The following is a 12203-nucleotide window of genomic DNA, read 5'->3' as shown; positions in this document are numbered from 1 at the left end:
GTAGCACCCGGCCCTGCGACGCGTGCGCGCAGGCTCAGGCATCCAGCTCGCGCACACCGTGGCGGATGGGCAGTCCTTCCAGCTCCGCCAGGTACTCGTCCAGGCTGAGCAGCCCGACACAGGCCTGCGCGCCGCGTGCCGCCAGGTTTCCACCCGCCAGCTTGCGCGCCAGAGCCACGGCGGCCATGGAAGGAATGTTCGGGCCCTGGTCGTCGCTGGCCTGCAGCTCCCAGCACAGCGCCAGCGGGCGGCCATCGGTACCCTCCCCGCGCAATGTCACGTACATGCCGCTGTGGCCATCGCCCAGCGGCTCCATTACGCGTGCAAGGCGATGCAGGCCCTCGCTCAGGCTGGCCACATTGCGCAGCAAGCCCATGCGCACCAGCCAGGCCAACGCCCAGGTGCCGAAGTGCGTGATGCGCAGGCCAAGGCCGGCGGAGAAGCTCACCTGGCGCACGCTCGGATAGCGCGCCGGGAACAAAGCCAGGTCGGGTACGTCGCAGTGCGCGAGCCAGCGCGTGCCCAGCGGCGTGGGGAAACGATGGCGGCTCAGCCCCTGCCAGCCATGCACCGACTGCCAGCGCCCGTCGCGATACTGGTCCATCGGCTTGCCGCAATAGCCGAGCACCGCTTCCAGGGTGGCGAGGCCGGGAATCTTCGCCGAGGAGCTGATGCCGTGCTCGATGCTGTCGAGCCGGGCGAAGCGCGGTAGCAACTCGTCGATTACCGCCGCACTCAACGCCGGAACCGAACTGGCGCCGGCGCAGACCAGCACGCCGGCGCTGCGCGCCGCGCGGTCGAGTTCGGTGATCCCGCAGACGAATTCACGCGCATCGGCCAGATCGGCGTAATGCGCGCCGGCTTGAATGGCGGCGCGGGCAACGCGGTAGTCCTGGCCCTGGAAGGGCCCGGCGGTGGAGATCAGCAGGTCGACCCGCAGCTCGCGCAAGCGGCTGGCCAGGGTCGGCTGGTTCATGTCCAGGCACACGGCTTCGCCGCCGATTTCATCGGCCAGGGCGCTGGCGCGCTTCTGGTCGCGGCCGCCGACCAGCACGCGAATACCGGCAATGCTGCTCAGCCGTCGCGCGATCAGGGTGCCGAAATTGCCGTAGCCGCCGAGCACGAGCACCCGCAGGCCAGGGGATGTTGCCGTCATTCTTCCTCCTTGATGAAACACCGCGACACCTGCCGCCATGCGGCAACGCGCCTCTCGGGAAAGAAACCGCCCCACTGCCATGCAGGCAGCGGGCGGTTCGACGAGAGCCGGCAGTCTAGAGGAGTCCTGCGTGAATTGCCGCCTGTCGCGCGTTCGGTGTCGGCGCTCTAGTGGGATGACGCCAGCGGATAGAGCAGTTCTTCCTTGTAACCGGCCCAGACGCGGATCACCGCGGGGAAGCTCTCGTCCAGCGTCTCGTCGCCGCTGTCGACCAGCAGCGGCCGCCCTTCGAGGGTGCCGAGCTTGCGTTTGGTGGCGACCACGCGCAAGCGCTCGAGGCCGATTGCGCGCACCACGCGCGGGCTGATCTGCTGGTTGCCGCGGCCAAGGATGTGGCCCTGGCCGCCGATCACCGTGACCAGCAGATGCGCAGGGTAATCGTCGACCAGCTCGAACAGCTGCTGTTCGGTGACATCCCGGGCGATCACCTCGCCGTTCTCGATCACGTCCACGCCCAGCAGCGTGGTCTCCAGGCCCAGCTCGCGAGCGAGGCCATGCATTGTCGAGCCGGGACCGAAGACGTAGCGCACGTCGTCCTCCCAGCTGTCGCGCAGCCAGTCGGCGATATCGACCAGCACCAGTTCCTCGGTCTCCATGCCGGCCTGCTTCACGTGCTGCAGGAAGTGGCCCTCCTGCGGCACGCTCAGTTCGGCGTACCAGCGCGCCGCCACACGCCCTTCGCGCAGGGCGGCTTCGTCGAGGTCGCGCACTTCACCCTGGGTCAGGCGCACGAGGCCGCCTTCGGCGAGTCGTCGCACCAGTTCTCCGGCAGCGCGCGGGCTGACGCCGTAGACCCCGGAGTGGATCTTCACCCCCGCCGGGATGCCGAGCACCGGCTGCCCCTCCCGGGCTACCGCCGCCACGTCACGTGCGGTCCCGTCGCCGCCGGCGAAGAGGATCAGCGCGACGCCGGCGTCCTGCAGGAGGGTCACGGCGCGGCGGGTATCCTCGGCGCTGGTGATATCGCCGGCGAGCTCGCCGATCAGTTGATGGCGAAAGCCCATTTCGGCCAGCAGATCGCCGCCCATCGGCCCCGGGAAGCTGAGGAATTCCAGGCGCTCGCGCAGCGGCAGCAGCACCTGCAATGCCACTCGGGTGCGCTCGGCCGCGCGCGGCATGGCACCCAGAGCCAGAGCCTGATCGGCCACACCGTCGCTGCCTTTGAGTGCCACGCCGCCGCCCAGACCGGCCAGCGGATTGATGATCAGACCCAGGCGAAAACCGTCCATACTGCCTCTCAAGGGATTGCCCCACATGTCTGGCCCGGTCCTGGCCCGCTCATAACAAAGATCGATCGGCATCCTCCACGCCGGGCAGGCAAGCTGCCGGGCACGTGATGCGTTGACCCGGCCTGGCGAGCGCAAGGTTCGCTGTCACCGGGATTTAACCTGGTTCTGCCTAGACTGCAGCAGCTTTCGATGAGGAGACTGGCCATGAGCATCCAACACCCCCGTGACAGCGCCCAACGCCCTGACCAACCGCGTCCGCCGCAACAGCCGGTAGGCGGTTCGATCATCGACGCCCAGGGTCGGGAAATTCCCATCACCGAAGACATGATCCAGCGCGCCTGCCGCGAGTTGGAGAACAGTTGCGTGCAACGTCGTCCGCGCTGAGCCTCTTGCGCGGCCTTCGAGCAGAAGGCCGCGCCCTTCCCCGCTTCCCTCAGTCCTCTACGCGATTGGCGCCCAGCGCCTGGACCAGCCGTTCCAGCTGCGGCGCGTCGCCCTGCACGTCGACCCACAGTCCGGTGATTTCGCGACGCGGCGGATAGTGCTTGCGCAAGATGTCGAAGTTCTCGCGACGCGCCTCGGCGCTGCCCACCAGGCTGCGGCGGAAGGCGGCATCGTCGCTGCGCGGGTCGTACACGGCGCGGCACAGCAAGGCCAGCGCCCACTCCGGCGAGCAGTCCTCGGCCAGGCTCAGCTCGGCCAGCCATTGCGACGGCAGCAGGTCTTCCAGTTGCACCTCGACTGCCGCCCCGCGCCAGGCGCAGAAGGCCTGGTAGATCTGCTCGGTGCCGCGCAGCTTGCCGTCCAGGCTGTAGCCGGCGATGTGCGGCGTGGCGATGCGGCAGAGCTGGGCGAGTTCCGGGTCGACCTGCGGTTCGCCTTCCCAGACGTCCAGCGCCACGTCGAGGTCGGCGCCGCTCTCCAGGCGTTGGCGCAGGGCCAGGTTGTCCACCACCGCGCCGCGGCTGGCGTTGATCAGCCAGGTGCCCGGGCGCAGGTGGGCAAGGCGCCCGGCGTCGAGCATGTGGCGGGTGAGGTGCGCCCCCATGCTGGTGAGCGGCGTGTGCAGGCTGATGACGTCACACTCGCGGATGATCTCTTCCAGGCTGACGAAGTCGCCGCCCTCGGCGGCCTGCCGCGGCGGATCGCAGACGCGCACATCCCAGCCCAATCCACGCAGCACGTCCACCAGACGGCCGCCAACCTGGCCGGCGCCGACCACGCCGTAGCGGCGCTTGGCCAACTCGGCGCCATGCGCCTCGGCCAGCACCAGCAGGCTGCCCAGTACCCAGTCGACCACGCCGCGCGCATTGCAGCCGGGGGCGCTGGACCAGGCGATGCCGGCCTCGGCGAAGTAGTCCAGGTCGAGGTGGTCGGTGCCGATGGTGCAGGTGCCTACGAAGCGCACCGAGCTGCCTTCGAGCAGCGCGCGGTCGACCTGGGTCACCGAGCGCACCAGCAGGATCTCGGCATCGCCCAGCGCCGCGCGGTCGATGCGCCGGCCGGGCAGGCGGCGAATCTCGCCGTGGGCGCCGAAGAAGGCGTCGACCAGTGGAATGTTTTCATCGGCGAGGATGCGCATGGTGGAAGACTCCGCGAAGTGATCCCGCCACTTTACCAGCCCCGCGCCCGGTGGTCGCGAGGCACCTCGCCGGAGCTTTCCTGACCGCCTCGTCAGGCTATAGACTGGCCGGCTTTTCCCCTCTGCCCTGCTCTTCAAGGAAGGCCATGAACGCCATCGCCCCGGCCGTGTCGCGCAAACAGCGCATCGCCACCGAGCTCAAGGAACTGCTGACCCTGGCCGGGCCGATCATGATCGCGCAGCTGGCGACCACCGCCATGGGCTTCGTCGATGCGGTGATGGCCGGCCGCGTAGGTCCGCGCGACCTGGCAGCCGTGGCGCTGGGCAACTCGATCTGGATTCCGGTGTTCCTGCTGATGACCGGCACCCTGCTGGCGACCACCGCCAAGGTCGCCCAGCGCTTCGGCGCCGGCGACCAGCCCGGCACAGGCCCGCTGGTGCGCCAGGCGCTGTGGCTCGCCCTGCTGGTCGGTCCGCTGGCGGCGGCCGTGCTCTGGTTCCTCGCCGAGCCGGTGCTGCGCGCGATGAAGGTCGAGGAAGCGCTGATCGAACCCAGCCGCTTCTACCTGCGCGGTATCGCCTGCGGCCTGCCGGCGGTGGCGCTGTACCACGTGCTGCGCTGCTTCAGCGACGGCCTCGGGCGCACGCGGCCGAGCATGGTGCTGGGCATCTGCGGGCTGCTGCTGAACATCCCGGTGAACTACGTGCTGATCTACGGCCACCTCGGTTTCCCGGCACTCGGCGGCCCCGGCTGCGGCTGGGCCACCGCCTCGGTGATGTGGTTCATGCTGCTGGGCATGCTGTGCTGGGTGAACATCGCCCGCGTGTACAAGCCCAGCGCGCTGTTCAGCCATTGGGAGCTGCCGGACCGCCGCGTGATGGGTGCGCTGGTCGGCGTCGGCCTGCCCATCGGCATCGCGGTGTTTGCCGAGTCGAGCATCTTCTCGGTGATCGCCTTGCTGATCGGCGAACTGGGCGAGAAAGTCGTGGCCGGGCACCAGATCGCCCTGAACTTCAGCGCCCTCGTGTTCATGATCCCCTATGCCCTGGCGATGGCAGTGACCGTGCGCGTCGGCCAGGCCCTGGGCGCCAGCCGCCCACGCGATGCGCGCTTCTCCGCCGGCACCGGCATGGCCGCGGCGCTGGCCTGGGCGTGCATCTCCGCCAGCGCCATGCTGCTCCTGCGCGAACACATTGCCGCGCTCTACACCCGCGACCCCGAAGTGCTGGCGCTGGCTGCCTCGCTGCTGGTGTTCTCCGCCCTTTTCCAGTTCTCCGACGGCCTGCAGGTCACCGCCGCCGGCGCGCTGCGCGGCTACCAGGACACCCGCGCGACCATGCTCATCACCCTGTTCGCCTACTGGGGCATCGGCCTGCCGGTGGGCTACAGCCTGGGGCTGGCCCACTGGTTCCAGGAACCCACCGGCCCACGCGGCCTGTGGCAGGGGCTGATCGTAGGCCTGACCTGCGCGGCCCTGATGCTCGGCGTGCGCCTGACGCGCAGCGCGCGCCGGCACATCCGCCTGACCCAGCTGAAGAACGGCGCCTGAGTCCCCTCCGCTCACCCCACGTGAATCACCTCTCATCACGGCAGGCCGCAACGGCCTGCCGCTGATCCCACTCGCACGCCAACCCCGCTATTCGGACAAATGGCCGAGCAAGTCCCGTGTGGTTCGCCGGTCGTTGTCTAGTCTGGTCCTCTGTCTGCACTCCCCCACGGTCGCCCGCAAGCAGCCGGGCGACTGCCATCGATAGAGGAAAACGCCATGACCAAGCCCTACGTTCGTCTCGACAAGACCCAGGCCGCCGTGCTGATGGTCGATCACCAGGCCGGCCTGCTGTCGCTGGTGCGCGACATCGACCCGGACAAGTTCAAGAACAACGTGCTGGCCCTGGGCGACCTGGCCAAGTACTTCAAGCTGCCGACCATCCTCACCACCAGCTTCGAGACGGGCCCCAACGGCCCGCTGGTGCCGGAGCTGAAAGCGCAGTTCCCCGACGCGCCCTACATCGCCCGCCCCGGCAACATCAACGCCTGGGACAACGAGGACTTCGTCAAGGCGGTCAAGGCCACCGGCAAGAAGCAGCTGATCATCGCCGGCGTGGTCACCGAGGTCTGCGTGGCCTTCCCGGCCCTCTCGGCGCTTGAAGAGGGCTTCGACGTGTTCGTCGTCGCCGATGCCTCCGGGACCTTCAACGAAGTCACCCGCGACGCCGCCTGGCGGCGCATGGAAGCCGCCGGCGCGCAGCTGATGACCTGGTTCGGCGTGGCCTGCGAGCTGCACCGCGACTGGCGCAACGACATCGAGGGCCTGGCCGCGCTGTTCTCCAACCACATCCCCGACTATCGCAACCTGATCACTGCCTACAGTACCCTCACCGCCAAGTGAGCCCCCGGGAGCCGCGCTCCCCGCGGCTCCCTTTTCCCCAAGGAGAAGTACATGAGCGATGCGCTCGTCCATGCCAGCTACGCCGGCATTCCCTACCAGGTCACCCTGTCCGCCGGCGTCCACCAGTGGTTCGCCGATGAGCCGGAAAGCGTCGGCGGCGGCGACAGCGGACCGGGCCCGCACCAGTTGCTGCTGTCTTCGCTCGGCGCCTGTACCTCGGTGACCCTGGCGATGTACGCGCGGCGCAAGGAATGGCCCCTGGAGGGCATCGAGGTCGAGCTGCGCTTCGCCCAGGAACAGCCGGGGCATTCGCGCATCGAACGCGACATTCGCCTGCTCGGCGCCCTGGACGACAGCCAGCGCCAACGCCTGCTGGAAATCGCCAACGCCTGCCCGATCCACAAGGTGCTCAGCGGCGAGATCGCCATCGCCAGCCAACTGGCGGGCTGAAGCCGAGAACGAAAAAAACCGCCGGGGCCGCGTGCCTCGGCCAGACTTGCTGGAGCCCCACCCGCCGCCGAGGGCCCGGAATGTCGCCTCTGCTCCTTTACTGGCATAACCTCCTGCACCCCGGGCGCGACACCCTGCTGTTCGCCCTGCGCACCGTGCTGGCTTGCCTGCTGACGCTGTACCTGGCGTTCCTGCTGGACCTCGAACAGCCGAAGTGGGCGACCATGACGGTGGTCATCATCAGCCAGCCGCTGGCCGGCATCACCCTGCAGAAGAGTTTCTCGCAAGTCATCGGCACCACCATCGGCGGCGCCGTCGCAGTGGTGGTAATGGCGCTTTTCCCGCAGGCGCCACTCGCCTTCCTGGTGACCCTTTCGCTCTGGCTGGGCCTGTGCACCGCCGGCGGCACCCTGCTGCGCTACACCGACTCGCACGCCTTCGTGCTCAGCGGATTCACCGCGGTGATCGTCGCCATGCTCGCGCAACCGGACCCGGACGGGACCTACAGCCTGGCCATCACCCGCGTCACCGAAACCCTGCTGGGCGTGGCCTGCGTGACCCTGGTCAGCCTGTTCTTCGCCCGCCCCGAGGATGTCGCGCGCAGTTACTTCGCCAAGGTCGACCTGCTCTTCCGGCTGATCGGAGAGCACGCCGCAGCAGCCATCCGCGGCGAGGAAGCCGAGGCGGACTTCCAGCGCCGGCAGATGCGCCTGCTCGGCGAGATCAGCGCCCTCGAAGGCCTGCGCCGGCACCTCTACTTCGACGCGCCGCGCCTGCGCAGTGTCGATGGCCTGGTGCAGCTGCTGAGCAACCAGCTGGTGCTGATGACCTCGCGCCTGGCCATCCTCCATCGCCAACGCGCGCTGATCCAGCAGCGCCTGACCGGCCCCTTGCCGCCGGCGGTACAGCGCCTGCGCGAAGACGAACTGGAATGCCTCGGCGAACTGGCGCAGCACGGCAACGCCCTGCCCGCCGCCACGCGCAAGCGCGTGACCCGCCTGCGCTGGCGCTTCGACAGCGCCGCCAGCGAGGTCGAGCAGCTCGTCGACGGCCTGCCGGCGGCCCTGCGCTCGCTGGCCTGGGCGCTGCGCTACGAGCAGGCGCGGCTGCTGCAGCAACTGGACGAGATGCTCGAACTGGGCGAAGCCATTCGCGACGGTCGGCCGGCGAGTTGCCCTGTGCGCCAAGGGCGAGCCCAAGCCCTGCATCTGGACTTTGCGCTGGCAGCCATGAACGGCGTGCGCGCCTTCGTCGCCCTGCTCGCAACCGGGCTGATCTGGATCGAGATGGCCTGGGACGGTGTGCGCGCCGGGATGATCCTGGTGGCGATTCTCTGCTCCCTGGTCTCAACCTTTCCGCGACCACTGCTGGCCTGCCAGAGCATGCTGCGCGGCGTGCTGCTGGCCTGCCTGGTCTCCGCCGTGCTGCTGTTCGGCGTGCTGCCGACAGTGGGCGACTTCGAGATGCTCGCGCTGTGCCTGCTGCCGGTGCTCTACGTGGTCGCCATCGGCCTGGGCAATCCACAGACCGCCGGCATCGCCATCGGCCTTGGGCTGAACACCTTCCTGCTGGTCGGCCCGCAGAACCAGGGCCTCTGGTACAACAGCGCGACCCAGTGGTTCGAGTTCGCCGGCGGTTACCTGTTCGCCACCCTCCTGGCGCTGCTCAGCTACGCCTGGCTCTTCCCTTTCGACGCTGACCGGCGCATCCGCCGGCTGTTCCGCCAGACCCGTTCGGACGTACGCCAGGTGCTGCTGAGCCCAGCCAGCGAGGCTGGCCGCTTCACCTTCGAGAGCCGCATGGTCGACCGCCTGGCCAACCAGCTCGGCCTGCTGCCGGCGGCGCGCGCCGAAGATTCGGCGCGGCGCTTCGAGTGCAGCCTGGCCTGCATGACCCTCGGCGTGGTGCTGCACCAGCTGAACACCGAATGCGCCGACCACGAGGGCCTGCCCGCCGACTTCCGCGCGCGCCTGGCGACCCTGCTGGGCGAGCTGGCCGCCGCGCTGGCGCAGCCGCCTCGGGGGGAAATCGCGCCGCTGCTGCCGCGCCTGTACGCACTCAGCGAGAGCCTCGATGCCCTGCACGCCGAACGCAACCGCGACGACCTCGGCCTGCTGCGCCCGGTGTTCGCCAGCGCCGTGGCCCTGCTGATAGGCGCGGCTCTGCTGGAGCGCTACCAGGACCTGCTCGGCGAATCCCCCTCGACGCGCGATGTCCTGGAGGACAGCGTCCATGCCCATTGATTTCGAGGTTGGCGGCGTCTACCTGCCGCCCATCGCCCAGGCGCTGATAGTCGCGCTACCGCTGTTCCTGGCCCTCGACTGGCTGCTCCGGCGCCTGGGGCTGATGCGCCTGGTCTGGCACGAGGCGCTGTTCGAGGGCGCCCTCTATGCCCTGCTGTGCGCGGTCGTGGTCCTGTTCATGGGAGGCCTGATCTGAGATGAACCTGTTGCGCCGAATCGCCCCGCCGCTGCTCACCCTCGGGCTGGTCGTCCTCGCCGTGGTCTTCGGCAGCCAGGCCTGGATCTACTACACCCGCTCGCCCTGGACCCGCGACGCCCGCGTGCGCGCCGACGTGGTGACCCTGGCGGCGGAAGTCGCCGGGCGCATCGTCGAGCTGCACGTGCAGGACAACCAGCGGGTGAAAAAGGGCGACCTACTGCTGCGCATCGACCCGCAAACCTACGAACTCGCCCTGCAGCGCGCAGAGCGCGCGGTGACGGTGGCCAAGGCCGCGCTCGGCCAGTCGCAGGCCACCATCGCCGCCAACCAGGCGCTGTTGCGCCTGCGCCAGAGTGAAGAGCAACGGCGCCGCACGCTGAAGGAACGCTCGGCGATCTCCGCCGAAGAATGGCAACGCTCCAGCACCGACGTCGCCGTGGCCCAGGCCCAGCTGGTCCGCGAGCAGGCCAGCCTGGGGCTCGTCGAGGCCCAGGTGCAGCTCGCCGAGAGCGCCTACAACCAGGCCGCCCTGGACCTGCAGCGGACCCGCGTCTATGCCCCGGTCAACGGCTTCGTGACCAACCTGCTGACCCGCTCGGGGGACTACGCGCGCGGCGGCGAGCCACTGCTGGCGGTGGTCGACAGCGACTCCTTCTACGTCAGCGGCTACTTCGAGGAAACCAAGCTGCCACGCATCCACGAAGGCGACCCGGTGCGCATCGAGCTGATGAGCGGGGAGCGCCTGAAGGGTCGCGTCGACAGCATCGCCTACGCCATCACCGACCGCGAGAACGCCCCCGGCAGCCGGCTGCTGGCCAACATCAACCCCAGCTACACCTGGGTGAAGCTGGCGCAGCGGATTCCGGTGCGCATCGCCCTCGATCCGGCCAGCACCGACAAGACCCGCCTGCGCGCCGGGATCACAGCAACGGTCAGCGTGGTCGAGGACGCCCACCAACCGTGACGCATCGCCCGAGCGCCGTTATCCTGCGCGTCTGCCACGCCGGATAGAGCGCTTTCGAGGCGGCGCTGGCCTAGACTTTCCCTATCGCCGCAAAGGACAGAGGCACTTCATGAATTCCGTGGTCGTCACGCTCGCAGTCATCATCTTCGGCATGCTCATGCTCGGCATCGGCTTCACCCTCCGCGCTCGCGGCCTGGGCGTCTTCCTCATGTGGATCGGCGTGCTGAGCATGCTGTCGATCATCACTTACCGCATCTACCTCGCCACCTCGGCCGTCGCGGTCTGAGCACCGCCCCAGCCGCGCATCGCCCGGGCATAGCCGGTCGGGGCGAAGCGCAGCGTCACTCCCAGCATCAGCAGCACCGACAGCGCCAACAACGTCCAGGACGCCTGGAAGCTGCCGGTGGCGTCGCGCAGCCAGCCGGTCAGGTAGGGAATGATCCCGGTGATGATGAAGCCGATGCCCTGCACGAAGGCCGCCAGGCCGCCCGCGGCACCCGGGTCGGCGAGATGGTCGAGGGTCAGCGTCAGGCTCAGGGCGAAGCAGGCGCCCAGCCCGTAGCCGATCATCGCCACCCACGGCAGCGGCAATAGCGTCGGCGCCAGCAGCAGGCCGGCGAAGCCCGCGAGCTGGATCGTCAGGCACAGCGCCAGCCAAGGGCGACGGTCGCTGGAACGGCGGATCAGTGCCGGCATGCTCAGCGCGGCGAGCACCTGGAAGATCGTCATCAGGCCGATGAGCCGGCCGCTACCGGCAGCGCTCCAGCCCAATTGCCGGTAGAACATCGGCAGCCAGGCGACCATGCTCGTATAGCCGCCATTGATCAGGCCGAAATACAGCGCCAGCAACCAGGCCCGGCGGCTACCGAAGAAGTGCGTGCCACGCCGAGCGGGCTCCTTCGCCCTCGCTTCACGCGGACGCAGCAGGCACCACAGCAACAGGCCTAGCACGGCCAGCCCGACCCAGGCGCCAAGGCCTAACTGCCAGTGACCGCTGTGCTGCGCGAGTACCGGCGCCAATACCGCCGCGCTGCCGCCGCCGGCCATCAGCGAGGCCGAATAGAGCCCCATCGCCGCCGGCACCTTGTGCGGGAACCAGCGTTTCACCACGCCCGGCACCAGCGCCTGGATGATCGCAACGCCCGCGCCAGCCAGCACCGCGCTGGCAATCAGCGCCAGGCCGCTATCGAGCAGCAGGCGCCAGGCGCAGGCCCCGGCAATGGCCAGCAGGCCGGCGATCATCCCGCGGTTCTCGCCCAGGCGCGGGCCGATCCACGGCAAGGCCAGGGCCAGCAAGCCCATGCAAAGCACCGGCAGCACGGTGAGCAAAGACGCGCCCTGGAAGCCAAGGCCGGTAGCCTCGCGGATTTCCGCCAGCAACGGGCCGATGGAAGTGAGGATCGGCCGCAAGTTGATGCCCAGGGCGACTATCACCAGCAGGCCGAGCCCGCCGGCGCGTGCCTTGTCGTACGTCATGGGCGACGCTCCTGCCAGGCGCGATACAGCCCCTCCTCGCCCTCCGGCGTCAGCCGCTGCACCGGCAGGCGCTGCTGTGCCAGCGGCAGCGCCATCTGCGCATAGACCGCTGCGGTGGAAAGGCCATAGGGCTCGCCGTCGGCATTCGCGTAGGCGTAATAGACGGCGGCGACACCGCTCAGGTGCATGGCCGCCAGGCACATCGGGCACGGCTGGCCGCTGGCGTAGATCACGCAGCCGTCCAGGCGCGGGCTGCCCAGCGCGCGGCCGGCGGCGCGCATGGCGAGCAGCTCGGCGTGGGCGGTGGGGTCGTGGTCCAGGTGAATGCCGTTGGCGGCGCGGGCGATGACCTGGCCATCGCGCACCAGCACGGCGCCGAACGGCCGGCCGCCTTCCAGGACGTTGGCGCGAGCCTCGGCCAGGGCCAGCTGCATGAATGCCTGGTGTTGCATGG

General features: G+C 69.2%; 13 protein-coding genes. 8 read left to right on the top strand and 5 right to left on the bottom strand.

Translation table 11 applies throughout. The annotated features are described in order from the left end of the window. Positions 1 to 34 precede the first annotated feature (34 nt). Together ACA097_RS25810 and ACA097_RS25805 are read right to left on the bottom strand one after the other, a co-directional pair. Positions 35 to 1156, bottom strand: a complete 1122-nt coding sequence (locus ACA097_RS25810) for a saccharopine dehydrogenase NADP-binding domain-containing protein (RefSeq protein WP_371366938.1) — start codon at positions 1154 to 1156, stop codon at positions 35 to 37. 167 nt (positions 1157 to 1323) lie between these two features. After that, positions 1324 to 2445: an ATP-NAD kinase family protein gene (locus tag ACA097_RS25805; RefSeq protein WP_371366936.1), complete on the bottom strand. Its 1122-nt coding sequence runs from the start codon at positions 2443 to 2445 to the stop codon at positions 1324 to 1326. A gap of 204 nt (positions 2446 to 2649) precedes the next feature. Between ACA097_RS25805 and ACA097_RS25800 the strand changes: the two genes are divergently transcribed. Further along, positions 2650 to 2829 (top strand): PA1571 family protein, encoded by a 180-nt coding sequence (locus tag ACA097_RS25800; RefSeq protein WP_160287354.1) that lies wholly within the window; start codon positions 2650 to 2652, stop codon positions 2827 to 2829. Positions 2830 to 2878: 49 nt separating this feature from the next. On the opposite strand, the gene pdxB is transcribed toward ACA097_RS25800, so the two are convergent. Then, positions 2879 to 4027, bottom strand: a complete 1149-nt coding sequence (gene pdxB, locus ACA097_RS25795; RefSeq protein ID WP_371366933.1) for a 4-phosphoerythronate dehydrogenase PdxB — start codon at positions 4025 to 4027, stop codon at positions 2879 to 2881. A gap of 146 nt (positions 4028 to 4173) precedes the next feature. On the opposite strand from pdxB, the gene ACA097_RS25790 reads away from it, so the two are divergent. From ACA097_RS25790 to ACA097_RS25760, 7 genes are all read left to right on the top strand, one after another. Continuing rightward, entirely contained in the window at positions 4174 to 5577 is a 1404-nt protein-coding gene (locus tag ACA097_RS25790; protein ID WP_371366931.1) for an MATE family efflux transporter, read from the top strand. A gap of 216 nt (positions 5578 to 5793) precedes the next feature. After that, positions 5794 to 6417 carry an isochorismate family cysteine hydrolase YcaC gene (ycaC, locus tag ACA097_RS25785; RefSeq protein WP_160287357.1) on the top strand — a complete coding sequence of 208 codons (624 nt, stop codon included), beginning with the start codon at positions 5794 to 5796 and terminating at the stop codon, positions 6415 to 6417. A 51-nt stretch (positions 6418 to 6468) separates the two neighbouring features. Next, positions 6469 to 6867: an OsmC family protein gene (locus ACA097_RS25780; protein ID WP_043252855.1), complete on the top strand. Its 399-nt coding sequence runs from the start codon at positions 6469 to 6471 to the stop codon at positions 6865 to 6867. A gap of 80 nt (positions 6868 to 6947) precedes the next feature. Beyond that, on the top strand, positions 6948 to 9110 hold the full coding sequence (locus ACA097_RS25775) for an FUSC family protein (protein ID WP_371366928.1): 2163 nt from the start codon (positions 6948 to 6950) through the stop codon (positions 9108 to 9110). Beyond that, positions 9100 to 9306: a DUF1656 domain-containing protein gene (locus ACA097_RS25770; protein ID WP_043252857.1), complete on the top strand. Its 207-nt coding sequence runs from the start codon at positions 9100 to 9102 to the stop codon at positions 9304 to 9306. The genes ACA097_RS25775 and ACA097_RS25770 overlap by 11 nt, the downstream gene beginning before the upstream one ends. A 1-nt stretch (position 9307) precedes the next feature. After that, positions 9308 to 10273, top strand: a complete 966-nt coding sequence (locus ACA097_RS25765) for a biotin/lipoyl-binding protein (RefSeq protein ID WP_371366926.1) — start codon at positions 9308 to 9310, stop codon at positions 10271 to 10273. Positions 10274 to 10382: 109 nt separating this feature from the next. Beyond that, positions 10383 to 10559, top strand: a complete 177-nt coding sequence (locus tag ACA097_RS25760; RefSeq protein WP_167333370.1) for a hypothetical protein — start codon at positions 10383 to 10385, stop codon at positions 10557 to 10559. Here the strand turns inward: ACA097_RS25760 and ACA097_RS25755 are convergent. Further along, a complete protein-coding gene (locus tag ACA097_RS25755; protein ID WP_371366924.1) occupies positions 10529 to 11749 on the bottom strand; it encodes a CynX/NimT family MFS transporter in 1221 nt (406 codons plus the stop codon). The two genes, ACA097_RS25760 and ACA097_RS25755, sit on opposite strands and share 31 nt — an antisense overlap. Further along, positions 11746 to 12201, bottom strand: a complete 456-nt coding sequence (locus ACA097_RS25750) for a nucleoside deaminase (RefSeq protein ID WP_371366922.1) — start codon at positions 12199 to 12201, stop codon at positions 11746 to 11748. Before ACA097_RS25750 ends, ACA097_RS25755 begins: the two co-directional genes overlap by 4 nt. Between the last annotated feature and the right edge of the window lie 2 nt (positions 12202 to 12203).

The sequence above is a fragment of the Pseudomonas sp. QL9 genome, assembly GCF_041409665.1.
GTDB lineage: Bacteria > Pseudomonadota > Gammaproteobacteria > Pseudomonadales > Pseudomonadaceae > Pseudomonas > Pseudomonas knackmussii.
This window is presented reverse-complemented; position numbering and strand designations above follow the sequence as displayed.

Excerpts from the sequence above, each read along its gene's own strand:
- ACA097_RS25810 (WP_371366938.1), bottom strand. The coding sequence starts at position 1,156 with ATGACGGCAACATCCCCTGGCCTGCGGGTGCTCGTGCTCGGCGGCTAC.
- ACA097_RS25805 (WP_371366936.1), bottom strand. The coding sequence starts at position 2,445 with ATGGACGGTTTTCGCCTGGGTCTGATCATCAATCCGCTGGCCGGTCTG.
- ACA097_RS25800 (WP_160287354.1), top strand. The coding sequence starts at position 2,650 with ATGAGCATCCAACACCCCCGTGACAGCGCCCAACGCCCTGACCAACCG.
- pdxB (WP_371366933.1), bottom strand. The coding sequence starts at position 4,027 with ATGCGCATCCTCGCCGATGAAAACATTCCACTGGTCGACGCCTTCTTC.
- ACA097_RS25790 (WP_371366931.1), top strand. The coding sequence starts at position 4,174 with ATGAACGCCATCGCCCCGGCCGTGTCGCGCAAACAGCGCATCGCCACC.
- ycaC (WP_160287357.1), top strand. The coding sequence starts at position 5,794 with ATGACCAAGCCCTACGTTCGTCTCGACAAGACCCAGGCCGCCGTGCTG.
- ACA097_RS25780 (WP_043252855.1), top strand. The coding sequence starts at position 6,469 with ATGAGCGATGCGCTCGTCCATGCCAGCTACGCCGGCATTCCCTACCAG.
- ACA097_RS25775 (WP_371366928.1), top strand. The coding sequence starts at position 6,948 with ATGTCGCCTCTGCTCCTTTACTGGCATAACCTCCTGCACCCCGGGCGC.
- ACA097_RS25770 (WP_043252857.1), top strand. The coding sequence starts at position 9,100 with ATGCCCATTGATTTCGAGGTTGGCGGCGTCTACCTGCCGCCCATCGCC.
- ACA097_RS25765 (WP_371366926.1), top strand. The coding sequence starts at position 9,308 with ATGAACCTGTTGCGCCGAATCGCCCCGCCGCTGCTCACCCTCGGGCTG.
- ACA097_RS25760 (WP_167333370.1), top strand. The coding sequence starts at position 10,383 with ATGAATTCCGTGGTCGTCACGCTCGCAGTCATCATCTTCGGCATGCTC.
- ACA097_RS25755 (WP_371366924.1), bottom strand. The coding sequence starts at position 11,749 with ATGACGTACGACAAGGCACGCGCCGGCGGGCTCGGCCTGCTGGTGATA.
- ACA097_RS25750 (WP_371366922.1), bottom strand. The coding sequence starts at position 12,201 with ATGCAACACCAGGCATTCATGCAGCTGGCCCTGGCCGAGGCTCGCGCC.